General features: G+C 68.3%; 20 protein-coding genes and 2 rRNA genes. 11 read left to right on the top strand and 11 right to left on the bottom strand.

Translation table 11 applies throughout. From position 1 onward, the window contains the following. Nucleotides 1-188: 188 nt before the first annotated feature. Entirely contained in the window at nucleotides 189-617 is a 429-nt protein-coding gene (locus tag BLU02_RS07505; protein ID WP_060922462.1) for a hypothetical protein, read from the top strand. A 151-nt stretch (nucleotides 618-768) separates the two neighbouring features. Here the strand turns inward: BLU02_RS07505 and nrdF are convergent, their stop codons facing one another. Genes nrdF through nrdH form a run of 4 tightly spaced genes read right to left on the bottom strand, consistent with a single transcriptional unit; the run spans nucleotide 769 to nucleotide 4,654 of the window. Then, nucleotides 769-1,749: a class 1b ribonucleoside-diphosphate reductase subunit beta gene (gene nrdF / locus BLU02_RS07510; protein WP_060922463.1), complete on the bottom strand. Its 981-nt coding sequence runs from the start codon at nucleotides 1,747-1,749 to the stop codon at nucleotides 769-771. Nucleotides 1,750-1,788: 39 nt separating this feature from the next. Next, the gene (gene nrdE / locus BLU02_RS07515) at nucleotides 1,789-3,933 is read right to left on the bottom strand and encodes a class 1b ribonucleoside-diphosphate reductase subunit alpha (RefSeq protein WP_060922464.1); all 2,145 of its coding nucleotides are present in this window, start codon (nucleotides 3,931-3,933) and stop codon (nucleotides 1,789-1,791) included. Then, on the bottom strand, nucleotides 3,930-4,364 hold the full coding sequence (gene nrdI, locus BLU02_RS07520; RefSeq protein WP_060922465.1) for a class Ib ribonucleoside-diphosphate reductase assembly flavoprotein NrdI: 435 nt from the start codon (nucleotides 4,362-4,364) through the stop codon (nucleotides 3,930-3,932). Before nrdI ends, nrdE begins: the two co-directional genes overlap by 4 nt. A 56-nt stretch (nucleotides 4,365-4,420) precedes the next feature. After that, nucleotides 4,421-4,654 carry a glutaredoxin-like protein NrdH gene (gene nrdH, locus BLU02_RS07525; protein ID WP_017202656.1) on the bottom strand — a complete coding sequence of 78 codons (234 nt, stop codon included), beginning with the start codon at nucleotides 4,652-4,654 and terminating at the stop codon, nucleotides 4,421-4,423. A gap of 377 nt (nucleotides 4,655-5,031) precedes the next feature. Here nrdH and BLU02_RS07530 point away from each other — a divergent pair, with 377 nt between their 5' ends. The 5 genes from BLU02_RS07530 to BLU02_RS07550 are packed head-to-tail and all read left to right on the top strand — an operon-like array spanning nucleotide 5,032 to nucleotide 9,633. Further along, nucleotides 5,032-6,240, top strand: coding sequence for an MFS transporter (locus BLU02_RS07530; RefSeq protein ID WP_174521434.1), 1,209 nt, complete (start codon nucleotides 5,032-5,034; stop codon nucleotides 6,238-6,240). Next, nucleotides 6,237-7,154 carry a sugar kinase gene (locus tag BLU02_RS07535; protein ID WP_083370920.1) on the top strand — a complete coding sequence of 306 codons (918 nt, stop codon included), beginning with the start codon at nucleotides 6,237-6,239 and terminating at the stop codon, nucleotides 7,152-7,154. The genes BLU02_RS07530 and BLU02_RS07535 overlap by 4 nt, the downstream gene beginning before the upstream one ends. 40 nt (nucleotides 7,155-7,194) lie before the next feature. Then, nucleotides 7,195-7,953, top strand: a complete 759-nt coding sequence (locus BLU02_RS07540) for an alpha/beta fold hydrolase (protein WP_083370921.1) — start codon at nucleotides 7,195-7,197, stop codon at nucleotides 7,951-7,953. After that, nucleotides 7,950-9,110: an acyl-CoA dehydrogenase family protein gene (locus BLU02_RS07545; protein WP_060922944.1), complete on the top strand. Its 1,161-nt coding sequence runs from the start codon at nucleotides 7,950-7,952 to the stop codon at nucleotides 9,108-9,110. Before BLU02_RS07540 ends, BLU02_RS07545 begins: the two co-directional genes overlap by 4 nt. A gap of 55 nt (nucleotides 9,111-9,165) precedes the next feature. Further along, complete coding sequence (locus BLU02_RS07550) at nucleotides 9,166-9,633, top strand: Lrp/AsnC family transcriptional regulator (protein ID WP_025102615.1); 468 nt, start codon at nucleotides 9,166-9,168, stop codon at nucleotides 9,631-9,633. Between the two features lie 9 nt (nucleotides 9,634-9,642). On the opposite strand, the gene BLU02_RS07555 is transcribed toward BLU02_RS07550, so the two are convergent. Then, nucleotides 9,643-11,181 (bottom strand): PucR family transcriptional regulator, encoded by a 1,539-nt coding sequence (locus BLU02_RS07555; protein ID WP_231919657.1) that lies wholly within the window; start codon nucleotides 11,179-11,181, stop codon nucleotides 9,643-9,645. 100 nt (nucleotides 11,182-11,281) lie between these two features. Between BLU02_RS07555 and BLU02_RS07560 the strand changes: the two genes are divergently transcribed. After that, nucleotides 11,282-12,766 carry a CoA-acylating methylmalonate-semialdehyde dehydrogenase gene (locus BLU02_RS07560; RefSeq protein ID WP_060922946.1) on the top strand — a complete coding sequence of 495 codons (1,485 nt, stop codon included), beginning with the start codon at nucleotides 11,282-11,284 and terminating at the stop codon, nucleotides 12,764-12,766. 15 nt (nucleotides 12,767-12,781) lie between these two features. After that, nucleotides 12,782-14,170, top strand: a complete 1,389-nt coding sequence (locus tag BLU02_RS07565) for an aspartate aminotransferase family protein (RefSeq protein WP_060922947.1) — start codon at nucleotides 12,782-12,784, stop codon at nucleotides 14,168-14,170. A 21-nt stretch (nucleotides 14,171-14,191) separates the two neighbouring features. On the opposite strand, the gene BLU02_RS07570 is transcribed toward BLU02_RS07565, so the two are convergent. Continuing rightward, nucleotides 14,192-14,464, bottom strand: a complete 273-nt coding sequence (locus BLU02_RS07570; RefSeq protein WP_060922948.1) for a metal-sensitive transcriptional regulator — start codon at nucleotides 14,462-14,464, stop codon at nucleotides 14,192-14,194. A 36-nt stretch (nucleotides 14,465-14,500) separates the two neighbouring features. On the opposite strand from BLU02_RS07570, the gene BLU02_RS07575 reads away from it, so the two are divergent. After that, complete coding sequence (locus BLU02_RS07575) at nucleotides 14,501-15,778, top strand: DUF445 domain-containing protein (RefSeq protein WP_060922949.1); 1,278 nt, start codon at nucleotides 14,501-14,503, stop codon at nucleotides 15,776-15,778. A 1-nt stretch (nucleotide 15,779) separates the two neighbouring features. After that, entirely contained in the window at nucleotides 15,780-16,694 is a 915-nt protein-coding gene (locus tag BLU02_RS07580; protein WP_083370923.1) for an arginase family protein, read from the top strand. A gap of 11 nt (nucleotides 16,695-16,705) precedes the next feature. Here BLU02_RS07580 and hutI read toward each other — a convergent pair whose 3' ends face one another. From hutI to hutH, 3 genes are read right to left on the bottom strand one after another with little or no spacing between them, the layout of a single operon-like run. Continuing rightward, on the bottom strand, nucleotides 16,706-17,872 hold the full coding sequence (gene hutI, locus BLU02_RS07585) for an imidazolonepropionase (protein WP_060922951.1): 1,167 nt from the start codon (nucleotides 17,870-17,872) through the stop codon (nucleotides 16,706-16,708). After that, complete coding sequence (gene hutU, locus BLU02_RS07590; RefSeq protein WP_060922952.1) at nucleotides 17,869-19,527, bottom strand: urocanate hydratase; 1,659 nt, start codon at nucleotides 19,525-19,527, stop codon at nucleotides 17,869-17,871. The genes hutI and hutU overlap by 4 nt, the downstream gene beginning before the upstream one ends. Further along, the gene (hutH, locus tag BLU02_RS07595; protein WP_060922953.1) at nucleotides 19,520-21,061 is read right to left on the bottom strand and encodes a histidine ammonia-lyase; all 1,542 of its coding nucleotides are present in this window, start codon (nucleotides 21,059-21,061) and stop codon (nucleotides 19,520-19,522) included. The genes hutU and hutH overlap by 8 nt, the downstream gene beginning before the upstream one ends. Before the next feature lie 94 nt (nucleotides 21,062-21,155). Between hutH and BLU02_RS07600 the strand changes: the two genes are divergently transcribed. Continuing rightward, on the top strand, nucleotides 21,156-21,893 hold the full coding sequence (locus tag BLU02_RS07600; protein ID WP_231919676.1) for an IclR family transcriptional regulator: 738 nt from the start codon (nucleotides 21,156-21,158) through the stop codon (nucleotides 21,891-21,893). A gap of 63 nt (nucleotides 21,894-21,956) precedes the next feature. On the opposite strand, the gene rrf is transcribed toward BLU02_RS07600, so the two are convergent. Then, nucleotides 21,957-22,073: ribosomal RNA gene (gene rrf / locus BLU02_RS07605) — 5S ribosomal RNA — on the bottom strand. A gap of 111 nt (nucleotides 22,074-22,184) precedes the next feature. Further along, nucleotides 22,185-25,287, bottom strand: a 23S ribosomal RNA gene (locus tag BLU02_RS07610). Between the last annotated feature and the right edge of the window lie 215 nt (nucleotides 25,288-25,502).

A 25,502-nucleotide genomic window follows, 5' to 3' on the forward strand; every position in this document is an offset into this window, starting at 1 on the left:
TGACATCCAGAACCGTGTTCACATCCGCCACGCTACTGCGCAGCACAGCGCCACAGAATAGTCTTGCGAATCGCGGCGAGCGCGACCGCGATGACGGTCGTCATCTCTCTCCTGCGAAGGAGGCCGGCCTATGTCTTGCTCGGTCTGCGGCGGATGGATCTTCCGGGGGCGATGGGTATGCTCACGCCATGGAACCCGCTCCGATAGCCGACCACAGCCCCCAGGAGAAGGGTGCGACCCGGCGCCGCAGGATCCGGGTCGGCCTGATCGTCGCCGCAGCTCTCCTCATCGTGTTCTACCTCGCACGGCTGGGCTGGCTGTTCATGATGGCCGACGAGGGCGACACTCCTCCCCTGTCAGCCGTGCCCCTCCCTCCCGGCGCTCAGGTGGTCGGCCAGAGCGAAGGCTGCGGAAGCGGTGGCTGCGCGGTGACGTTCACGGTTCGCCCGCCCGACGGTATGACCCCGGAACAGCTCGCCGCGGAGATAGGGGCGACGCCGCAACTGTCGGTGCCTGGGAACCTGTGGGATCCACGCACCGTGTGGGTCTCGGCGCGGCCGTCAGCGGGCACCTTGAAGCTCGTCGCCGACTACACATCGGGCGAGTACGTGCCGTAGGCCGACCGTTCAGCCTGAGCGCTGACAGCGGACGACCGGACCGCGATCGTCAGACTCACGATGGGCCACCCGACGGCGACTCCGGCCAGCCCGAGGAGCGGGTCGGCCGGAGTCGGACGCATTGCTCTGCTTGCGTCCCCCCGCACAGGACTCAGAAGTCCCAGTCGTCGTCTTCCGTGGCCTCGGCCTTGCCGATGACGTAGGACGAGCCCGACCCACTGAAGAAGTCGTGGTTCTCGTCCGCGTTCGGGGAGAGCGCCGACAGGATCGCCGGGTTCACGTTCGTGACGCTGGAGGGGAACATCGCCTCGTAGCCCAGGTTCATCAGGGCCTTGTTGGCGTTGTAGTGCAGGAACTTCTTGACGTCCTCGGTCAGCCCGACGCCGTCGTAGAGGTCCTGCGTGTACTGCACCTCGTTGTCGTAGAGCTCGTAGAGCAGCGAGAACGTGTAGTCCTTGAGCTCGTCCTTGCGCGCCTGGTCGGCCGTCTCGAGTCCGCGCTGGAACTTGTAGCCGATGTAGTACCCGTGCACGGCCTCGTCGCGGATGATGAGGCGGATGAGGTCGGCCGTGTTCGTCAGCTTCGCCTTCGACGACCAGTAGATCGGCAGGTAGAAGCCCGAGTAGAACAGGAACGACTCCAGCAGCGTCGAGGCGACCTTGCGCTTGAGCGGGTCGTCTCCCTGGTAGTAGTCCATGATGATCTGCGCCTTCTTCTGAAGGTTCGCATTCTCCGTGGACCAGCGGAACGCCTCGTCGATCTCCTTCGTCGACGCGAGCGTCGAGAAGATCGAGGAGTAGCTCTTCGCGTGCACCGACTCCATGAACGCGATGTTCGTGTAGACGGCCTCCTCGTGAGGCGTGATCGCGTCGGGGATCAGCGACACCGCGCCGACGGTGCCCTGGATCGTGTCCAGGAGCGTGAGCCCGGTGAACACCCGCATGGTGAGCAGCTGCTCGTCGGGGGTGAGCGTGTTCCACGACTGCACGTCGTTCGACAGCGGCACCTTCTCCGGCAGCCAGAAGTTGTTCACCAGACGGTTCCAGACCTCGAGGTCCTTGTCGTCCTGGATGCGGTTCCAGTTGATCGCCTGCACGCTGGAGACCAGCTTGAGCGGGGAGTGAGGAGTCATTCTTGTCCTAGTTCCTGGGTCACTGAGCCTGTCGAAGTGTCAGAGCATGCACGAGACGCACTCGGTCATGTCGGTGCCCTCGAGCGCCAGCTGACGCAGACGGATGTAGTAGATCGTCTTGATGCCCTTGCGCCATGCGTAGATCTGGGCCTTGTTGATGTCACGCGTGGTGGCGGTGTCCTTGAAGAACAGCGTCAGCGACAGACCCTGGTCGACGTGCTGCGTGGCCGCGGCGTACGTGTCGATGACCTTCTCGTAGCCGATCTCGTACGCGTCCTGGTAGTACTCCAGGTTGTCGTTCGTCATGAACGCCGCCGGGTAGTAGACGCGACCGAGCTTGCCTTCCTTGCGGATCTCGATCTTCGAGGCGATCGGGTGGATCGAGGAGGTCGAGTTGTTGATGTAGGAGATCGAGCCGGTCGGCGGCACGGCCTGCAGGTTCTGGTTGTAGATGCCGTGCTCCTGGATCGACGCCTTGAGCTGGACCCAGTCCTCCTGCGTCGGGATGTGCTTGCCCGCGAAGAGCTCCTTGACCTTCTCGGTCTCCGGGACCCAGGCGCGGTCGATGTACTTGTCGAAGAACTCGCCGGACGCGTAGGTGGAGTCGGCGAACCCGTCGAACGTCGTGCCGCGCTCGATCGCGAGCTGGTTCGAAGCGCGCAGCGCGTGGAACAGCACGGTGTAGAAGTAGATGTTCGTGAAGTCGACGCCCTCCTCCGAGCCGTAGAACACGTGCTCGCGGGCGAGGTAGCCGTGCAGGTTCATCTGGCCGAGGCCGATCGCGTGCGACCGGTCGTTGCCGTCCTCGATCGAGCGGACCGAGCCGATGTGGCTCTGGTCGCTGACCGCGGTGAGCGCGCGGATCGCGGTCTCGACCGTCTGGCCGAGGTCGTCGGCGTCCATCGACAGCGCGATGTTCATCGAGCCGAGGTTGCAGGAGATGTCCTTGCCGATCTCCTTGTACGACAGGTCGTCGTTGTAGGTGGTCGGGGTGTTCACCTGCAGGATCTCGCTGCAGAGGTTGGACATGTTGATGCGCCCCTTGATGGGGTTGGCCTTGTTGACCGTGTCCTCGAACATGACGTACGGGTAGCCGGACTCGAACTGGATCTCGGCGACGGTCTGGAAGAACTCGCGCGCGTTGATCTTGGTCTTCTTGATGCGCGGGTCGTCGACCATCTCGCGGTACTTCTCGGTGACCGAGATGTCGCCGAACGGGACGCCGTAGACCTTCTCCACGTCGTACGGCGAGAACAGGTACATGTCCTCGTCGTTCTTGGCGAGCTCGAACGTGATGTCCGGCACCACGACACCGAGCGACAGCGTCTTGATGCGGATCTTCTCGTCGGCGTTCTCGCGCTTGGTGTCGAGGAAGCGCATGATGTCGGGGTGGTGGGCGTTGAGGTACACCGCACCCGCGCCCTGACGCGCGCCGAGCTGGTTGGCGTAGCTGAAGCTGTCTTCGAGGAGCTTCATGACCGGGATGATGCCCGAGGACTGGTTCTCGATCTGCTTGATCGGGGCACCCGACTCGCGGATGTTCGACAGCAGCAGGGCCACGCCGCCGCCGCGCTTGGAGAGCTGCAGCGCGGAGTTGATGCCGCGGGCGATCGACTCCATGTTGTCCTCGATGCGCAGCAGGAAGCAGCTGACGAGCTCGCCGCGCTGGGCCTTGCCCGCGTTGAGGAAGGTCGGGGTGGCCGGCTGGAAGCGACCGGAGATGATCTCCTCGACGAGGTTCACGGCGAGCTTCTCGTCGCCGTCCGCGAGGGCGAGCGCGGTCATCACGACGCGGTCCTCGAAGCGCTCGAGGTAGCGCTTGCCGTCGAACGTCTTCAGCGTGTAGCTCGTGTAGTACTTGAACGCGCCGAGGAACGTCTCGAAGCGGAACTTCTTCGAGTAGGCGAGGTCGTTGAGCTTCTGCACGAAGTCGAACGAGTACTTCTCGATGACGGCGCCCTCGTAGTACTCCTTCTCCACGAGGTAGTCCAGGCGCTCCTTGAGCGAGTGGAAGAACACGGTGTTCTGGTTCACGTGCTGCAGGAAGTACTCCCGCGCGGCGCGCTTGTCGGCGTCGAACTGGATCTTCCCGTTCGCGTCGTACAGGTTCAGCATCGCGTTGAGCGCGTGGTAGTCCAGGCCCTCGTACGCGGGGTTCACCTTGAATGCCACTGTCTCGGTCACTGAAGATTCCACCGTCGTTCCAATCCGTCGCTCACGCGATCCACGTCGTCCTGTGTGCCGAAGATCTCGAGCCGATACAAGTGAGGCACGTGACACTTGCGGCTGATGATGTCGCCGGCGAGGCAGAACGCGTCGCCGAAGTTTGTGTTGCCCGCGGAGATGACCCCGCGGATATGACGCCGGTTGCGCTCGTCGTTGAGGAACCGGATCACCTGCTTGGGCACGGCCCCCTTCTCGACCCCGCGCCCGGCACCCCCGCCATAGGTGGGGGTGACCAGCACGAAGGGCTCGTCGACGACGAGGTCCTCTTCGTTCCGGTGGAGGGGGATGCGTCGGGCGGGAAGCCCGAGCTTCTCGATGAAGCGCGCGGTGTTACCCGACACGCTCGAGAAGTAGACCAGGAGCGGCGCTGCGGTCGCGACGGCGCTCATAGCTCTCTCCTTGGGTTCCTGAGCCTGTCGAAGGGCCGGGTGGCGAGCCTGTCGGACTACGCCAGGCGGGACGCGAGCTCGTCGATCTTGTCGGGACGGAAGCCCGACCAGTGGTCCTCGTCGGTGACGACGACCGGCGCCTGCATGTAGCCGAGCGCCTTGACCTGCTCCAGGGCCGTCGGGTCCTCCGACAGGTCGTGGATCTCGTACTCGATGCCCTTGGCATCCAGGGCACGGTAGGTCGCGTTGCACTGGACGCAGGAAGGCTTGGTGTACACCGTGATCGACATCTGAACCCCTCAAATCTCTGGTTTCTCCGGCAGACCTCCGCCGGGATCTCAATACTACATATAGGGACGGACATTCGGTGCGACCACAAGGGGTAGTAGTTACATCCGTGTAGTTTTTCCACCGCTCTCTACAGATACAACACAGGTTCTCCACCGTTTCTTCCACAGGCGGACCCCCTCTCCCGAGGTCGTCGAGCCGCGGGAAATCGCGGCTGGGAGGAGCCTGTGAGGGATCCATCCACAGGTGGCACCTTACGAGGGGCTTCGGACATCCCCAGGCCTGTGGAATTCGTCCGCCGGCGTGTCCACGGCGTGTCGCGGTGCCGCGGCCACCGGCCCGTCTCCCCGACGTCCCCGCGGCCCGGTACCGTTGTCTGGTGGCGGGCTATCGGGATCTTCTTCGCACGCCGGGAGTGGGCCGCATGATCGCCGCCCAGCTCACCGCGCGCTTCCCCAACGGGATGATGTCCTTGGCGATCCTGCTGCATGTCGAGCAGCAGACCGGATCGTACGGATCGGCGGGCCTCGTGCTCGCCGCGACCAGCGTCGGCCAGGCGGTCGCCGGCCCCATCACCAGCCGGTGGATGGGCGCGTGGGGCATGCGGCGGGTGCTGACCCTCACGCTGTCCGTCTGCGTGATCGCCGTGCTCGGCCTCGGGCTGCTGCCGCTCTCCGTCCCCGGCTACATGGCTCTCGGCATGATCGCCGGCCTGTCGACGCCGCCCGTGCAGGCGGCCGTCCGCACCATCTACCCGAAGCTGGTCAACGCCGGTCAGCTCACCCCCCTGTTCTCCCTCGACGCCTCCCTGCAGGAGATCATCTGGGTGCTGGCGCCGGTGGTCATCACCCTCGTCTCCACCCAGGTCGGCACCATGGAGGGTCTGCTCCTGGTGGCTATCGTCCTCGTCGCCGGCGGCGCGTGGTTCATCCTCTCCCCCGAGGTCGGCCGCGTGCGCATCCCCCGCAGCCGCAATGCGCTGGGCAAGGTCGTCCTCAAGCCGCCCGTGCTCCTCGCCACGGTCATCGGCTTCCTCCTCATCGGCGCCTGCTCGGCGGTCGAGGTCGGCGTGGTCGCGACGTTCGAACACGGCAGCCTCGCGGCGGGCCTCGTCCTCGCCGTCTTCTCCGCCGGCAGCCTGGCCGGCGGCCTTGCCTTCGGCCACATCCCGATCGGACCGTGGGCCATGGCGCGCCGCCTGCTCATCGTCACCGTGGGCCTGGCCCTCACGATGGTGATGCTCAACGTCTACTGGCTGGGCGGCACGCTCATCCTCGCCGGCATCGGCATCGCCCCCGCCCTCGCGGTGCTGTTCGCCATCACCACGGCCAGCGTGAAGTTCAGCGAGACCGCCGAGGCCTTCGGCTGGGCGGGCACCGGCCAGCTCATCGGCGCCGCGGCCGGATCGGCGGTCGCGGGCTTCCTCGTCGACGTCGGCGACTGGCGCGGCGCCTACCTGGCCGCCACCATCTTCGCGGGCGTCGGACTGCTCGTCTCGATCGTTTTCGTGCGCTCCTTCCCCGATCTGCGTCACCGCGACGCGAGCCCCCATCCCGACACCGAGCCCCTGGCGGTCACCCCCTCATGAGCCCCTCCGTCCCGTCTTCCTCCCCCGCGATCGTCTGCGTCGGCGAGTCGATGGCACTGATCACGCCCACCGGCGCCGACCTCGCGTCCGCCGACACGGCGTCGATCACGCACGCGGGTGCGGAGGCGAACGTGGCGGTCGGAGTGGCGGCCGCGGGCCACCGCGCCGCCTGGGCCTCCCGCCTCGGCGACGATCCCCTCGGCCGCCGCCTCTCCCGCGAACTGGAGCACCGCCGCGTCGAGCTGTGGACCGAGCTCGACGCCGAAGCGCAGACCGGCGTGATGTTCAAGGATCCCGGCGTGGAGTCGTCGGCCGTCTACTACTACCGCCGCGGCTCGGCCGCCTCGCGCATGGCGCCGGGGTTCCTGTCCCCCGAGCAGCTGGCCGGCGTGCGCATCGTGCACACCACGGGCATCACCCCGGCGCTGTCCGCGACGTGCCTGGCGATGGTCGACCAGCTCTTCGCCGACGCGCGCACCGCGGGAGCCGTCGTCTCGTTCGATGTCAACGACCGCCGGGCGCTATGGAGCCCGGAGGAGGCGGCCGCCACCCTGGCTCGTCTGGCCGACGCCGCCGACATCGCCTTCGTCGGCCGCGACGAGGCCGAGCGCATCTGGGGCACTGCCACAGCACCGGAGATCCGCGCCCACCTCCCGCACTGCGGACTGCTCGTCGTCAAGGACGGCGACGTCGGTGCCACGGCCTTCCTCGGCGACGCGGACCCGGTGTTCGTGCCCGCACCGACCGTCGACGTCGTCGAGCCCGTCGGCGCCGGAGACGCCTTCGCCTCCGGGTTCCTCGCGGCGACGCTCGACGGCGCCGACCTCGAGACCCGCCTGGCCGCCGGACACGAGGCCGCCGCGCGGGTGCTCCGCATCGCGGCCGACCTGCCACCCCTGGAGCCCGCGCGCTGACGCCGCCCGCCGTGTCCCGGCGCGGTCGTAGGCTGGTGCCATGCCCGCTCCCGTCACCCTCCCCCGCCTGAGCTGGGGCGATGCCGCTGCACCGCGACACGCACTCCTCGTGCACGGTCTGGGATCGTCCGGCGCGCTCATGTGGCGGCTCGGCGACGCCCTCGCGGCGGCCGGCTGGCACGCGACGGCGGTGGACCTGCGCGGCCACGGCGACGCCCCGCGGGCGCTCGACTACTCCGTCGCCGCGTATGCCGCGGACCTCGCGGCGACGCGCCCTCCCGGTGCGGGCGCCTGGGATGCCGTCATCGGGCACTCGCTCGGCGGCGCCGCCGGTACGGTGGCCGCCGCGGACGACGCGGACTGGACACGACGCCTCGTCCTCATCGATCCCGCGATCCACGTCGTCCAGCAGGACGCGGCCGACGTCCGCCGCAGCCAGGAACGCGCCTTCGCCGACAACCGCCTCGACGCGGTGCGACAGGAGCATCCGCACTGGCACCCGCAGGATCAGGAGCTCAAGGTCGACGCTGTCCGGCGGGCGAGCACGTGGGCGGTCGAGCAGACCAGCGCACAGAACCGGCCGTGGGACGTCCGGGCGCACGCAGCCCGTCTGACGGTGCCCACGCACGTGATCGGGGGCGATCCCGCGATCTCCAGCATCTTCACCGGAGCCCTCGCCGACGAGGTGCTCGCGAGCAACCCCCGCATCTCCCTGTCGGTCGTGGCCGGCGCCGGCCACTCGGTGCATCGCGACCGCCCGGAGGAATCGATCCGACAGCTCCTGGAGGCTCTGGCATGACCGACTTCGACCCGTCGGCGTATCTCCCCGACGACCTGCTCGACCGCATCCGCGAGCGCGCCCCCATCCACGACAGGGAGAACACCTTCCCCCAGGCCGACCTCGATGAGCTCCGCGCGGCCGGCTACCTGTCGATCCTCGTGCCGCGGGAGCACGGCGGCGCGGGGCTCGGCCTCGAGCAGGCCGCCCTCCTCCAGCAGCGGCTCGCGGGCGCCGCGCCCGCGACCGCCCTGGCGATCAACATGCACCTCGTCTGGACCGGCGTCGCCAAGGTCTTCTCGGACCGCGGGGTCCCCGGTCTCGAGTTCGTGCAGGACGGCGCCGTGGCCGGCGAGGTCTTCGCGTTCGGCATCAGCGAGGGCGGCAACGACCTCGTGCTGTTCGGGAGCGACACCGCGGCGGTCCCGGACGGCGCCGGGGGCTACGCCTTCACCGGCACCAAGATCTTCACCTCGCTCGCCCCCGTCTGGACGAAGCTCGGCCTGCACGGGCTCGACACCACGAGCCCCGACGCGCCGAAGCTCGTGTTCGCCTTCGTCGACCGCACGTCCGCGGTCACCACCGCCGACGACTGGGACACCCTCGGCATGCGCGGCACCCAGAGCCGGACCACGCGCCTCGAGGGGGCCGTCGCGGACGCGGCACACGTCGTGCGGCGCATCGACCCCGGCCCGAGCCCCGACCCGATCGTCTTCGGCATCTTCGCGGTCTTCGAGATCCTCCTCGCCTCCGTCTACACCGGCATCGCCCGGCGGGCCCTCGAGCTGGCCGTGGCGACGGCCCACCGGCGCCGCTCCAAGAAGAGCGGCGCCGCGTACAGCCAGGATCCGGACATCCGCTGGCGGATCGCCGACATGGCCCTCGCCTACGACGCACTCCCTCCGCAGATCGCCGCCCTCGCCCGCGATGTCGACGAGCGCACGGACCGCGGGGCCGGCTGGTTCCCCGCGCTCTCGGGCGTCAAGCATCGCGCGGTGACGATGGCCAAGCACGTCGTCGACGAGGCCATGCTGGTGGCCGGCGGCGGCTCGTACTTCAGCGCCAATGAGCTCTCCCGGCTGTACCGCGACGTCCTCGCCGGCGCATTCCACCCCTCCGACCCGGAGTCGGCGCACGCCACCGCGGCGAGCGCCTGGCTGGGCCCGATCGAGGCCTGAGCGGGCGCACGCACACCCCGTTGTCCACGACCGTCCGCGGTGCCAAGATCACACCATGGCACCGTCGAAGAAGGACCATACCCTCGACGCGATCTCCAAGACCATCGTCGAGATGCTGCAGGAGGACGGGCGGCGCTCGTACTCCGAGATCGGCCGGATCGTCGGCCTGAGCGAGGCCGCCGTCCGGCAGCGGGTGCAGCGGCTCACCGAGTCCGGGGTGATGCAGATCGTCGCGGTGACCGACCCGATGCAGCTCGGCTTCCACCGGCAGGCGATGGTGGGCGTCAAGGTCGCCGGGGACGCCCGAGGCGTGGCCGAGGCGATCGCCGACATCGACGAGGTCGACTACGTCGTGATCACGGTCGGATCGTTCGACGTGCTCGTCGAGGCGGTGTGTGAGGACGACGACCACCTGCTGGCGCTCGTCAACGACCGCATCCGCCCGATCCCGGGGGTGGTGTCGACGGAGACCTTCATCTACGCGAAGCTCCAGAAGCAGCAGTTCGCCTGGGGCACGCGCTGACGGTCGGCCTCAGCGCGGCCGCGTCTCCTCGCGACGGCGGGCGAGGAGGGCGAGGTGCAGGGCGGCGAGGGTCTCCCCGTCGTCCAGATCCGCGCCGAGCAGGTCGCCGATGAGCGCGAGGCGCTGATAGAACACCGAGCGCGAGAGATGGCTCGCGGCCGCCGCCGCGGAGCGGTTGCCGGGGTGCGCGACGAGGGCGGCGAGGACCGCGAGCAGGTCTCCCCGGCGATCCCGGTCGTGACGGACGAGCGGCTCCAGCATCTGCTCGCTGTGCGCCTGGAGCCGCCGGTCGTCGCGCAGAGCGGACACGAGGCGTTCGAGCGGCCGGTCGGCGACGCGCCGGACCACCGGCACGTCGCCCCCGAACGGCCGTGCGGCGACGTCGAGTGCGGCGCGGATCGAGGCCAGGAGCCCGAGGACGCCTTCGGCGCTCGGTCCGACGGTCACGGGCGCGCCGCCGGAGAGGTGCGCGAGGACCGGATCGGTCAGCGCATCGGCTCCGGCGGCCACGAGCAGGACCACGTCGGCTCCGCGCCGGGCCCCCACCGCGGACAGCCCCGCCGTACGCGCGCGGGCGACGAGCCTCTCCGCGTCCTCGTCCGTGCGGAAGACGAGGCCGGAGACGGTTCCGCCCGACGGGTCGAGTCCGAGTCTCCGGAGCCGGACCTCGACGTCTTCCTCGCGGGCGAACCGCGCGCCGAGAAGATCCTCGACGAGGCGGCGATGGGCGAGCACGGTCCACGCCCCCTCCCCATCGGCGAGGCAGCCGAAGGCGAGGGCCGTCGCCCCCAGCTCCAGGACGGTGGCCCGACCGGCGGGATGCAGCGGACCCTCCGCTGCGATGAGCCGGCCCCAGCGCACTCCGCGCGCCTGCACGGGCACCCGATCGCCGCCCCGCTCCGTCTGTCGGAGGGCCTCGCCGACCGGGACGCGGAGCGCTTCGATCGCGACGACCTCTCCCGCCGGATTCTCGAGGCGGACCGGGGCGTCGAGTGCGCGGGCGACCTCGGACACGATGAGGTCGGCCGGTGCGCCACGGAGGCTGAGGGCGGTGAAGAGGTCGTGCAGTCGCTGACGCTCGCGGAGCGCTGCCGTCTGGGCCTCGATCAGCGCCCGGTGCACGGCCTCGGTCACCGCGACGAACTTGACCTCCACCCCGAGCGCGATCAGAGCGAGGCCGGAGGCGGCACAGGCCTCGACGACCGCGGCCGGGACGCGGGGCATCCGCGAGCCGAGTTCGACGATGATGCCGGACACCCCGACCGCCGCCAGCTCCGCCACGAGCACGCGCAACGCTGCGGGGCTCGTCGGCCAGGCCGCGCCGGTCGTGAGCAGCAGCTCGCCGCCGTCGAGCAGGCGGGCGACGGTGGCGCTGTCCGAGGCGTGGACCCACCGCACCCCGGCCTCCAGTGCCGGGCCCCCGACGAGGACGGTCGGCGCCCCCTCCTGCACCGCGGGGAGCGCGAGCACGTCCCCGACGCGCAGCACCGAGGGCGATCGATCCGGACGATCTGTCCGATCCGCCGAGAAGTCCTGACGCTCTGCCACTCCGCACCTGCTTCGTTTCCTGTCAGCATGGGCCGAGCCCCAGCGTAGCGACCCTCGGTCAGAGTGTGCGAGACGCGATCCCCTCTGCGAAGGAGCATCCGTGGACATCGTCCGTCACGTCATCAACGGCACCGATACCGGCGACGCGGCCCGCCGAGGCCTCGTCTTCGATCCGGCGACAGGAGTCGTCACGAAAGAGGTCGCGTTCGCCTCTGCCACCGAGGTCGACGCCGCGGTGGCCGCCGCGGCCGCGGCCCTCCCGGCGTGGCGGGAGACGAGCCTCATCAAGCGCGCCGACGTGTTCTTCCGGCTCCGTCAGCTCCTCAAAGAGCGCATGGGCGAGCTGGCGGCCATCGTCACGTCCGAGCACGGCAAGGTCCTGTCCGACGCCGCCGGCGAGGTGTCCCGTGGCATCGAGAACGTCGAGTTCGCGGCCGGTCTCGTGCACCTGCTCAAGGGCGAGCGCAGCGAGCAGGTCGCCCGCGGGGTCGACGTGCACTCCGTGAAGCAGCCGGTCGGCGTGGTCGCGGCCATCACTCCGTTCAACTTCCCGGTCATGGTGCCGCTGTGGATGGTCGCCTCCGCCATCGCGTGCGGCAACACCGTCGTCCTCAAGCCCAGCGAGAAGGATCCGTCCGCCGCGGTCTGGCTCGCACGGCTGTTCCGCGAGGCCGGTCTCCCGGACGGCGTCCTCAACGTCGTGCACGGCGACCGGGAGGCCGTGGACGCGCTCCTCGACTCCCCGCGGGTGCAGGCGGTGAGCTTCGTCGGCTCGACCCCGATCGCCCGGTCGATCTACGAACGGGCGTCCGCCGCCGGGAAGCGGGTTCAGGCGCTCGGCGGCGCGAAGAACCACATGGTCGTGATGCCCGACGCCGACATCGACGCGGCCGCCGACGCCGCCGTCTCCGCAGCGTACGGCTCCGCGGGCGAGCGCTGCATGGCGGTGTCCGTGCTCGTGGCGGTCGGCGACATCGCCGACGACCTCGTCGCCGCGATCGCCCGCCGCATCGACGGCCTCTCGATAGGCCCCGGCACGGACCCGGCGAGCGAGATGGGGCCGCTCATCACCGCGGAGCACCGTGACCGGGTCGCCTCCTACGTCACGGAAGCTCCCGGCGAGGGTGCCACGGTCGTCGTCGACGGCACGACGACGCCGTTCGACGGCGACGGCTTCTTCCTCGGGGTGAGCCTGATCGACGACGTCACACCCGGCATGCGCGTCTACGACGACGAGATCTTCGGCCCGGTTCTGTCCGTCGTGCGCGTGGGCTCCTACGCGGAGGCGGTCGCGCTCGTCAACGCGAACGCCTACGGCAACGGGACCGCGATCTTCACGCGCGACGGCGGGACAGCGCGGCAGTACGAGTTCGACATCGAGGTCGGCATGGTCGGCGTCAACGTCCCGATCCCGGTGCCCATCGGCGCCTACTCGTTCGGCGGGTGGAAGGACTCGCTCTTCGGCGACGCGCACATCTACGGCCCCGAGTCCGTGCACTTCTACACGCGGTCGAAGGTCGTGACGACGCGGTGGCCCGACCACACCCCGTCGCAGATCGACCTCGGCTTCCCGAGCAACCACTGACGAGGAGCGCCCCCGATGACGACCTTCACCGACCGCCACGGACTCTCCTCCCGGCTCCCCGCCCCGGACGCCGAGGCGCAGGTGCGCGCCGACGACCGCGCCCACGTCTTCCACTCCTGGAGCGCCCAGGCGCTGATCGACCCGATGCCGGTCGCCGCGGGTCGAGGTTCGACCTTCTGGGACTACGGGGGCACCGCGTACCTCGACTTCTCCAGCCAGCTCGTGAACCTCAACCTCGGCCACCAGCACCCGGACCTCGTCGCCGCGATCCAGCAGCAGGCCGGGCGGCTCGCGACCATCCAGCCGTCGATGGCCAACGATGTCCGAGGGGAGCTCGCCCGCCTCATCGCCGAGGTCGCTCCCGACGGGTTCGAGAAGGTGTTCTTCACGAACGGCGGCGCGGAGGCGAACGAGTACGCGGTGCGCATGGCCCGGCAGGCCACGGGCCGCCGGAAGGTGCTGTCGATGTACCGCAGCTACCACGGCTCCACCGCGACCGCGATCTCCCTCACCGGCGACCCGCGCCGCTGGGCGAACGACGTCACGGACACCGGGGCCGTGCGGTTCTTCGGACCGTACCTCTACCGCTCCCCGTTCCACAGCGAGACGCCCGAGCAGGAGACGGAGCGCGCCCTCGCGCACCTGGAGCAGACCATCCAGCTCGAGGGGCCGCAGACCATCGCCGCGATCATCGTCGAGACGGTCGTCGGCACCAACGGCGTGCTTCTTCCGCCGCCCGGCTATCTGCCCGGGGTGCGCGCGCTCTGCGATCGCTACGGGATCGTCTTCATCGCGGACGAGGTGATGGTCGGATTCGGCCGGCTCGGCGAGTGGTTCGGGATCGACGCGTTCGAGGCCCGCCCCGACCTGATCACCTTCGCGAAGGGCGTGAACTCGGGCTACGTGCCGCTCGGCGGCGTCGTGATCTCCGACCGCATCGCCGCGGCCTTCGACACCGTCCCGTTCGCGGGCGGACTGACGTACTCCGGGCACCCTCTCGCCTGCGCGGCCGGTGTGGCCACGTTCGAGGTGTTCCGCCGGGACGGCATCCTGGAACGGGTGCGCGACCTCGGCGAGCGGGTCGTCGGTCCGACCCTGCGCTCGTGGGCGCAGTCGCATCCGAGCGTGGGCGAGGTGCGCGGTCGCGGGCTGTTCTGGGCGGTGGAGCTCGTGCGGGATCAGCGGACCAGGGAGCCGCTGGTGCCGTTCAACGCGAGCGGTGCCGACGCCGCGCCGATGACCGCGTTCGCCGCCGCCGCGAAGCGGGCAGGGGTCTGGCCCTTCACGCACTTCCACCGCGTGCACATCGCCCCGCCGCTGGTGATCGAGGAGGCGGAGCTGGTGCGGGGGCTGGCGGCGATCGAGGAGGCGCTGGCGGTCGCCGACCGGTACGCGGTCGGCTGAAAGGCCGTCCGCGCCTCTCGCTTACTTGCGGTCGAAATCGAACGCCTTGAGGAGCTCGCCGACGGCCTTGTCGCGCTCCTCGCCGCCGTCCTCGAACATGTGGGTGACGTGCGTGCGCAGGTGGTTCTCCAGCAGCAGACGGTTGAGCGACTCGAGGGAGCGCTGGATCGCGCGGGACTGCGTGATGATGTCCATGCAGTACTCCTCGCTCTCGATCATCCGCGCGACGCCGCGCATCTGACCCTCGAGAATGCTGGTGCGGTGCAGGGCGCGCTTCTTGATGTCTTCGATCACGTATCGAGGCTACTCGCCCCGTGAAAGGATGACGTCATGCCGCGAACACCCACGACGCTGCTCTCCCTCGCCGACCAGGAGCGCCGGCGCGCGCTGCGGCGGATGAAGGCCGTCGCGCTCGGGGCGCTGATCTTCATGGCCCTCGCCTTCGTCGTCGCGTTCGCGTTCCAGGAACGGGTGGGTGGGCTCGCGTACGTCCGCGCCGCCGCGGAGGGCGGCATGGTCGGCGCGCTCGCGGACTGGTTCGCGGTGACCGCGCTGTTCCGCCGTCCGCTGGGCCTCCCCATCCCGCACACCGCGATCATCCCGAACCGCAAGGACGAGATCGGCCGCACGCTCGGCGAGTTCGTGGAGACGAACTTCCTCGCCGCCGACGTCGTGCGCACCAAGCTCACCAGCACCGCGATCGCCCTCCGCGCCGGGGAGTGGCTCCGCGAGACCCCGCATGCCGAGCGCGTGGCGGCCGAGGGAGCGACGATCGCGACGGCCGTGCTGAACGCGCTCAGCGACGACGACGTGCGCGACCTCCTCGCCGACCTCGCCCGCGAGCACCTCGTCGCCCCGGAGTGGGGGCCGCCCGCCGGGGCGTGGCTGGAGAAGATCGTGGACGCCGAGGCGCACCACGGGGCCGTCGACCTCGCGGTGGACAGCATCGGGCGGTGGCTCGACGCGAACGCCGCCTCCTTCACCGGACTCGTCTCCCGGCGCCTCCCCGGATGGATGCCGAAGATCGCCCACCGCCTCATCGATGACACGGTGTACAACGAGGCGGTCAAGTTCGTCCGCGCCGTGCAGGCCGACCCGCGGCATCCGGCTCGCCTCGCGGTCGACGGGTACCTGTCCCGCCTCGCGGACGCTCTGCAGAACGATCCCGCGACGCGCGAGAAGCTGGAGAACGCCAAGGCCGCGCTCTTCGACAGCCCGCGCGTCGGCGCCCTCGCCGCAGAGGCGTGGAACACCGCCAAGAACGGACTCCTCACCTCCCTCGCCGACCCGGAGAGCGGGCTGCGGCGCCGCGCAGTGCAGGCGCTGCAGGAGGTCGGCGAGCGGCTCACGACCGACGCCGCCCTCCAGCGCCGCGTCGACACGTGGGTCTCCGATGCGGCCGTCTTCCTCGTCGACCGGTACCGGCACGACATCGCCTCGATCATCACCGACACGGTCGAGCGCTGGGATCCGGCCGAGACCACCGAGAAGATCGAGCTCATGGTCGGCCGCGACCTGCAGTACATCCGCCTCAACGGCACCGTCGTCGGCGCCCTCGCCGGCCTCGCGATCTTCACCGTCGCCCACGCCCTGATCCCGGGAGTCTGACATGGCGCTGTCCCACGATCCGCTCTGGCCGCGTGCCGGCGCCTGGCCCGCGTTCGAGGGCACGGCCGATGCGGTGCTCCTCGGCGTCCCGACCTGGCGCACCTCGCTGTCCCCGACCGGGGCGCACGCGACTCCGGCCGCGATCCGCGAGGCGCTCCCCCGCTACGGCACGACGATCCTCGGCCCACCGACGATCGATCTGGACGAGGTGCTCCGCATCGCGGACGCCGGGGACGTGCCGGAGACGGACGGCGATGCGGGAGAGGCGCGGACGATCGAGCGGGTCCGGGAGCTCGCGGACGCCTCAGACCTCGTCATCGCCCTCGGCGGCGACAACTCCCTCACCTACCCGGTCGCGCTCGGTGCCCGGACCACGGGCCTGATCACGTTCGACGCCCACTTCGACCTGCGCGACGGCGTGTCCAACGGCACCCCGGTGCGGCGGCTCGTCGAGGACGTCCCCGCCGCGGCAGGCGTCCCGACGGCCCGCGTCGACCCCACCCGCATCGTGCAGATCGGCCTCGCCGACTTCGCGAACTCCACCGCCTACGCCCGCCGCGCGGCGGACTGGGGCATCCGGGTCATCACCCTCGACGACGTGCGCCGTCGCGGCGTCGCCGACGTCGTGGCCGAGGCGGTCGCGATCGCGGGCGCGGGCGACGCCGCCCGGGTGCACCTCGACATCGACGTGGACGTGTGCGACCGCGCGGTCGCACCGGGCTGCCCGGCCAGCGTCCCGGGAGGCCTGGCGGCGTGGGAGCTTCGCGCCCTCACCCGGGCGGTCGCCGCTGATCCGCGGGTCGTGAGCGCCGACATCGCCGAGGTCGACGCGACCGCGGACGCCGAGGACGGTCGCACCGTGCGACTCGCTGCCCTCTGCGTGCTCGAGCTGCTCGCCGGCCTCGCGGCACGCTAGCCCGCGCGGCCTTACCCGACCGCGAGGCCGTCCTTCCAGACGCGCTGTACCAACGGCACACCCGGGCGATACGCCAGATGCACGCGGGAGGGGGCGTCGAGCACCACGAGGTCGGCGCGCGCCCCGGGAGTGATCCGGCCGATGTCGTCCCGCCGGAGTGCCCGCGCCCCGCCGGCGGTCGCGGCCCAGACCGCCTCCGCCGTGGTCATGCCCATGTCCCGCACGGCGATGGCGATGCAGAAGGCCATGGACGAGGTGAAGCTCGACCCCGGGTTCGTGTCGCACGCCAGCGCGACCGTCACGCCCGCGTCGAGGAGCCGGCGCGCATCCGGATAGGGCTGGCGCGTGGAGAACTCCACGCCGGGAAGCAGCGTGAGCACCGTGTCCGACGCGGCGAGCGCGGCGATGTCCGCGTCGGTGAGGTAGGTGCCGTGATCCACCGAGGCCGCCCCCAGCTCGACAGCCATCCGCACGCCGTCGCCCGGACCGAGCTGGCTCGCATGCACCCGAGGAGCGAGACCCCGGGTGATGCCCGCCTCCAGGATCCGCCGTGACTGCGCTACCGTGAACGCGCCGGTCTCGCAGAAGACGTCGATCCACCGGGAGTGCGGGGAGCACGCGTCGAGCATCGGCCCCACCACGAGGTCGACATAGGCATCGGGATCGTCGGCGTACTCGACGGGCACCACATGCGCACCGAGGAACGTGACCTCCGGCGTCACCTCGGCGGCGAGGCGCACGAGGCGCTCCTCCTCCGCGACGGCGAGACCGTAGCCGCTCTTGATCTCGACCGTGGTGGTGCCCTGCGCCCGCAGCTCCTCGATGAACCCGCGCAGTCGGGCGCGGAGCTCGTCGTCGGTCGCCGCCCGCGTCGCCTGCACCGTCGAGCGGATGCCGCCCGCCGCGTACGGCTGCCCCGCCATGCGCGCCTCGAACTCCGCCGCCCGATCGCCACCGAAGACGAGATGGCTGTGGCTGTCGACGAATCCGGGGATCACGGCCCGACCCCCGGCGTCGACGACCTCGTCGGCCGCGGGGGCCGCAGCGGACGAGCCCACCCACGCGATCCGCGCGCCGTCGATCAGCACGGCCGCATCGCGGAGTGTGCCGGTCGGGTCGCCCCCGGCGGCGACGTTGGTGGTCAGTTCCCCGATCCCGGAGATGAGCGTCGTCGTCACAGCATCGGCACCTTCAGTCCGCGGTCGCGCGCGACCTCCGCGGCGTGGTCGTACCCGGCGTCCACGTGCCGCATGACACCGGTCCCGGGGTCGTTCGTCAGCACCCGGGCGAGCTTCTCCGCCGCGAGAGCCGAACCGTCCGCCACCGTGACCTGCCCGGCGTGGATCGAGCGGCCGATCCCCACCCCGCCGCCGTGGTGCAGCGACACCCACGACGCCCCGGAGGCGGTGTTGAGGAGGGCGTTGAGCAGCGGCCAGTCGGCGATCGCGTCGGAGCCGTCCTTCATTGCCTCAGTCTCCCGGTACGGCGACGCGACGGAGCCGGAGTCGAGGTGGTCGCGGCCGATGACGATCGGCGCGGACAGCTCTCCCGAGGCGACCATCTCGTTGAACTTCAGTCCGGCGAGGTGCCGCTCCTGGTAGCCCAGCCAGCAGATGCGCGCCGGGAGACCCTCGAAGTGGACGGCCGAGCCCGCCTTGTCGAGCCAGCGGTGCAGCGCGGTGTCCTCAGGGAAGAGCTCGGCGATCGCGCGGTCCGTCTTGAAGATGTCCTCCGGGTCTCCGGACAGCGCCACCCAGCGGAACGGTCCGCGCCCCTCCTCGAACTGCGGGCGGATGTAGGCGGGGACGAATCCGGGGAACGCGAACGCCCGGTCGAATCCACCGAGCTGCGCCTCCGCGCGGATCGAGTTGCCGTAGTCGAAGACCGCCGCCCCGGCGTCCTGGAAGCCGACCATCGCGGCGACGTGGGCGGCCATGGATTCCCTCGACCGGCGGGTGAACTCCTCGGGGTCGCGCGCCGCCTCCTCCTTCCAGCGGTCCACCTCGATGCCGATCGGCAGGTAGGCGAGCGGGTCGTGAGCGCTGGTCTGGTCGGTCACGACGTCGATCGGCACGCCCCGACGCAGGAGCTCCGGGAAGATCTCCGCGGCATTGCCCACGACGCCGACCGAGAGGGCGCGACCGGCGTCCTTCGCCGCGACGACCCGGGCCACTGCCGCGTCCAGGTCGGTGGTGTACTCGTCGAGGTACCGGTGCTCGACGCGGCGGGCCAGCCGCGTCTCGTCGACGTCCACGATCAGGACCGCACCCTCGTTGAGGGTCACGGCGAGAGGTTGCGCCCCGCCCATCCCGCCCGCACCGGCGGTCAGCGTCAGCGTCCCCCGCAGGGAGTCCCGCCCGAGCGAGCGGGCGACCGCGGCGAACGTCTCGTACGTCCCCTGCAGGATGCCCTGCGTGCCGATGTAGATCCAGGAGCCCGCGGTCATCTGGCCGTACATGGTCAGCCCCAGCTCCTCCAGACGACGGAACTCCGGCCAGGTCGCCCAATCGCCGACGAGGTTCGAGTTGGCGATGAGCACGCGCGGCGCCCACTCGTGGGTGCGGAACACGCCCACCGGCTTGCCGGACTGGACGAGCAGCGTCTCATCGGGCTCCAGCTCGTCGAGCGTGCGGACGATCGCCTCGTACGCCGCCCAATTGCGCGCCGCCTTGCCCGTCCCGCCGTAGACCACGAGGTCTTCGGGGTGCTCGGCGACCTCGGGATCGAGGTTGTTCATGAGCATGCGCTTGGCCGCTTCCGCGCCCCAGCTCTTGGCGGTGCGCTCGGCACCGCGGGCCGCGCGTACCGTGCGCGCTGCGTTCTCCTCAGTCATGCATGTGCTCCTTTGCGACACGGGCGATGGCACCCGACTGGACGAGGTCGGTCACGGCTTCCATCTCGGGCGAGAGGTGGCGGTCAGGGCCGGGGCCCGCGGCGACCGTGCGGACGAGGTCGCGCACGGCTCCGGTCGCCGGCCCCGCCTCGAGCGGCGCGCGGAGATCCAGCGCGCGGGCGGCGGTGAGGATCTCGATCGCGAGGACGCGGGAGAGACCGTCGATCGCCCGACGCAGCTTCCGTGCTGCGGCCCAGCCCATCGAGACGTGGTCCTCCTGCATCGCCGAGGACGGGATGGAGTCCACCGAGGCGGGAACCGCGAGACGCTTGAGCTCGGAGACGATGCCGGCCGCCGCGTACTGCGCGATCATCAGCCCGGAGTCGACTCCGACCTCCGCCGCGAGGAACGGCGGGAGCCCGTGGCTGCGGGCCGGGTCCAGCGCGCGGTCGGTGCGCCGCTCGGACACGGAGGCGACGTCGGCGATCGAGATCGCCAGGAAGTCGAGGACCGCGGCGACGGGCGCCCCGTGGAAGTTGCCGTTCGACTCGATGCGGCCGTCGAGGGTGATGATGGGGTTGTCGATGACGCTGGAGAGCTCGCGCTCCGCGATCATGGCAGCATGCCCGAGCGTGTCACGTGCGGCGCCATGCACCTGCGGGGAACACCGTAGGGAGTACGCGTCCTGGACACGGCCGTCTTCCGGGCCCTTGTGGCTCGCGACCATCGGCGAGCCGGCGAGCAGGGCACGGAGGTGGCCGGCTGAGGTGGCCTGTCCCGCCTGCGGACGCAGCACCATGAGATCGGCGGCGAACACCGCGTCCGTGCCGAGCTGCGACTCGACGGACATCGCCGCCGCCACATCGGCTGTGAGCAGCAGCATCTCCAGGTCATGGAGCGCGAGCACCAGCGTGCCGAGCATCCCGTCCGTGCCGTTGATGAGGGCGAGGCCCTCCTTCTCCACAAGCGTGAGCGGCTCGATGCCGGCGTCCGCAAGGGCATCGGCCGCCGGGACGAGTCGGCCCGTGGCGTCGCGGACCTCGCCCTCTCCCATGGCGGCGAGGGCGATGTGGGCGAGGGGCGCGAGATCCCCCGAGCACCCCAGCGACCCGTACTCGCGGACCACCGGCACGATGCCCGCGTTGAGCAGCGCGGCATACGTCTCGACGACGACGGGACGAACCCCCGTGCGCCCGGAGGCAAGCGTCTGGAGGCGCAGCACCTGCAGCCCGCGCACCACTTCCCGCTCGACCTCGGCGCCGGTGCCGGCGGCGTGCGATCGGATGAGGCTCGCCTGCAGCTGCAGGCGACGTTCCGGAGCGATGAAGGTCGTCGCCAGCGCGCCGAAGCCGGTGGACACCCCATAATGCGGGTTCGGGTCAGCGGCGAGGCCGTCGACCACACGGCGGGTCTCGGCGACCCTATCCAGCGCGGCGGGGTCGACGACGACGGGCACATCGTGACGGACGACGCGGACGACATCCGCAGCAGACAAAGGGGCCGCGCCGACGAGGACAGGGGCTGGATCGCTCATGTCTCGATTCCACACCCGCGGGGTCGACGCGCACGCGGCTTCGTGGCAACCTGTGTCTGTGATCCCAGACAACTCGGAGACCGACGACAGCCAGGTGCCCGCCGCGGCGCAGACTCTGCGCATTCTGAGCTACCTGGCAGGCCGTCCTGCACCGGTGGCGGCCTCCGCGATCGCCCGCGAGCTGATGCTTCCGCGATCGACGGTGTACCACCTGCTGCACACGCTCGCCACCCACGGCTTCGTGCTGCACCTCCGCGAGGAGCGCCGGTGGGGGCTCGGGACGTCGGCGTTCGAACTGGCGGGGGGCTATGCGCGGCAGCAGCCGTTGGCACGGCTCGGCCGTCCGCTCATCGCCGCACTCTCCGACCAACTCGCGGAGAGCGCGCACCTGGCGGTCATGAGCGGCGGCGACGTGCTGTACATCGTCGAGGAGCGTGCGCCCCGGCGGCCGGCACTGGTGACCGACGTGGGCGTGCGACTCCCCGCGCACCTGACCGCGACCGGACGCGCGATGCTCGCCGCCCTCCCCCGCGAACAGGTCCGGGCGCTGTACCCGGACGCGTCGGCGTTCTCCGACCGCACCGGGCGGGGCCCGCGACGCCCCGGCGAGCTGCGCGATCTCCTCCGGGAGGTGCGCTCGCGAGGCTGGGCGACGGAGGACGGCGAGGTCGCGGAAGGTCTGCGCTCCGTGGGCGCCGTCGTACGCGACGCGGCCGGCTGGCCCGTCGCCGCGGTCGCGGTCACCTGGGCCGGCGACGACGGTGCAGAGGCCGTGCTGGCGCACGCGGTGCGCGAGACCGCGGCGACGCTCGAGACGCGTCTGGCCCGCTGACGCGAAAGCCGCGGTAACGCAAGAAGGCCACCCAGCATTGGGTGGCCTTCTTGTCTAAAAGGAGTCCGGCGGTGTCCTACTCTCCCACAGGGTCCCCCCTGCAGTACCATCGGCGCTGTGAGGCTTAGCTTCCGGGTTCGGAATGTGACCGGGCGTTTCCCTCACGCTATGGCCGCCGAAACACTATTGATGTTTCAATCAAACCTAAAGCAATGATGAATCATTGTTGAAGGTAGTTCTCGACCGTACATCGAGAACCACTCAGTGGACGCAAGCACCAACAAACGGTGTGTTATCAAGTCATCGGCTTATTAGTACCAGTCAGCTGCACACGTTACCGTGCTTCCACATCTGGCCTATCAACCCAGTAGTCTGGCTGGGAGCCTCTCACCCGAAGGTATGGAAGTCTCATCTTGAGGCCGGCTTCCCGCTTAGATGCTTTCAGCGGTTATCCATCCCGAACGTAGCTAATCAGCGGTGCTCCTGGCGGAACAACTGACACACCAGAGGTTCGTCCAACCCGGTCCTCTCGTACTAGGGTCAGATCCTCTCAAACTTCCTACGCGCGCAGCGGATAGGGACCGAACTGTCTCACGACGTTCTAAACCCAGCTCGCGTACCGCTTTAATGGGCGAACAGCCCAACCCTTGGGACCTACTCCAGCCCCAGGATGCGACGAGCCGACATCGAGGTGCCAAACCATGCCGTCGATATGGACTCTTGGGCAAGATCAGCCTGTTATCCCCGAGGTACCTTTTATCCGTTGAGCGACAGCGCTTCCACAAGCCACTGCCGGATCACTAGTCCCGACTTTCGTCCCTGCTCGACCTGTCAGTCTCACAGTCAAGCTCCCTTGTGCACTTACACTCGCCACCTGATTGCCAACCAGGTTGAGGGAACCTTTGGGCGCCTCCGTTACTTTTTGGGAGGCAACCGCCCCAGTTAAACTACCCACCAGGCACTGTCCCTGAACCGGATTACGGTTCGAAGTTAGATATCCAGAGTGACCAGAGTGGTATTTCAACAATGACTCCACGGTAACTGGCGTCACCGCTTCAAAGTCTCCCACCTATCCTACACAAGCCACACCGAACACCAATACCAAGCTGTAGTAAAGGTCACGGGGTCTTTCCGTCCTGCTGCGCGTAACGAGCATCTTTACTCGTAATGCAATTTCGCCGAGTTCGCGGTTGAGACAGTTGGGAAGTCGTTACGCCATTCGTGCAGGTCGGAACTTACCCGACAAGGAATTTCGCTACCTTAGGATGGTTATAGTTACCACCGCCGTTTACTGGGGCTTAAATTCTCAGCTTCGCCTTGCGGCTAACCGGTCCTCTTAACCTTCCAGCACCGGGCAGGCGTCAGTCCGTATACATCGTCTTGCGACTTGGCACGGACCTGTGTTTTTAGTAAACAGTCGCTACCCACTAGTCTCTGCGGCCTCCAAACGCTTTCGGAGCAAGTCCTAATACGTCGAAGGCCCCCCTTCTCCCGAAGTTACGGGGGCATTTTGCCGAGTTCCTTAACCACGATTCTCTCGATCTCCTTGGTATTCTCTACCTGACCACCTGAGTCGGTTTGGGGTACGGGCGGCTAGAACCTCGCGTCGATGCTTTTCTCGGCAGCATAGGATCATCCACTTTTTATCCGCATCGTGTCTCAGCCTGTATGAGTCGCGGATTTGCCTACGACTCGGCCTACGCACTTGCACCAGGACAACCATCGCCTGGCTTGGACTACCTTCCTGCGTCACACCTGTTAATACGCTAACCGCACCAGCATGGGGTCACGTGCTCCCCTCCACGGTGTCACCCGAAGGCGACGATGTGAAGGCTCGGACGTTTAGCACCACTGGATTAGCTTGGGCGGTTCTTCGCCGGTACGGGAATATCAACCCGTTGTCCATCGACTACGCCTGTCGGCCTCGCCTTAGGTCCCGACTTACCCAGGGAAGATTAGCTTGACCCTGGAACCCTTGGTCTTTCGGAGGACGTGTTTCTCACACGTCATTCGCTACTCATGCCTGCATTCTCACTCGTGTAGCCTCCACGGCTGGTTTCCACCGCCGCTTCGCTGGCCACACGACGCTCTCCTACCCATCAACACGGCTGGACCACGAAGGCCTACCAATAATGTCAATGCCACAACTTCGGTGGCGTGCTTGAGCCCCGTTACATTGTCGGCGCGGAATCACTTGACCAGTGAGCTATTACGCACTCTTTCAAGGGTGGCTGCTTCTAAGCCAACCTCCTGGTTGTCAGAGCAACTCCACATCCTTTCCCACTTAGCACGCGCTTTGGGACCTTAGTTGGTGGTCTGGGTTGTTTCCCTCTCGACTATGAAGCTTATCCCCCACAGTCTCACTGCTGCGCTCTCACTTACCGGCATTCGGAGTTTGGCTGACGTCAGTAACCTTGTAGGGCCCATCGGCCATCCAGTAGCTCTACCTCCGGCAAGAAACACGCAACGCTGCACCTAAATGCATTTCGGAGAGAACCAGCTATCACGAAGTTTGATTGGCCTTTCACCCCTATCCACAGCTCATCCCCTCAGTTTTCAACCTAAGTGGGTTCGGTCCTCCACGACGTCTTACCGTCGCTTCAACCTGGCCATGGATAGATCACTTCGCTTCGGGTCTAGGACATGCGACTGAATCGCCCTATTCAGACTCGCTTTCGCTACGGCTACCCCACACGGGTTAACCTCGCCACATATCGCTAACTCGCAGGCTCATTCTTCAAAAGGCACGCTGTCACACCTACCAGGGGTGCTCCAACGGTTTGTAAGCAAACGGTTTCAGGTACTATTTCACTCCCCTCCCGGGGTACTTTTCACCTTTCCCTCACGGTACTTGTCCGCTATCGGTCATCTGGGAGTATTTAGGCTTATCAGGTGGTCCTGACAGATTCACACGGGATTTCACGGGCCCCGTGCTACTTGGGATACTCTCCACGCCAGAACACGCATTTCGACTACGGGGTTGGCACCCTCTATGACCGGCCTTTCAAGACCGTTCGTCTATACGCTTCTGTAACGTCGCCAGCTCGGCAGAACTGACTGGTGAGTCCCACAACCCCGAATATGCAACTCCTGCCGGATATCACACACACTCGGTTTAGCCTGATCCGGTTTCGCTCGCCACTACTAACGGAATCGCGGTTGCTTTCTCTTCCTGTGGGTACTGAGATGTTTCACTTCCCCACGTTCCCTCTACCCGCCCTATATATTCAGGCGGGAGTCACTAGGTCGGCACGCCGCCCAGCGGGGTTTCCCCATTCGGACACCCTCGGATCAAAACTTGCTTATCAGTTCCCCGAGGCTTATCGCAGATTGCTACGTCCTTCTTCGGCTCCAGATGCCAAGGCATCCACCGTTTGCTCTTAAAGACTTGAAATCACATGAGTTTGAATCAAAAACCCGACCAGTCCGAAGACTGAATCAGAAATTGACTAATGATCTTTAAGATCATCTTGCGCAACTGATCAAAGACCAGTTGCAAGATGCTCGCGTCCACTGTGTAGTTCTCAAAGTACGGGCGGAACCCCCATCCACCTGCCCCCACAGGGACAAACAGAAAGAGGTCCAGAGGTTCAGACCAGATCCCGAAAG

Origin of the sequence: Microbacterium paraoxydans (genome assembly GCF_900105335.1) — a bacterium.
GTDB classification, from domain to species: Bacteria; Actinomycetota; Actinomycetes; order Actinomycetales; family Microbacteriaceae; genus Microbacterium; species Microbacterium paraoxydans.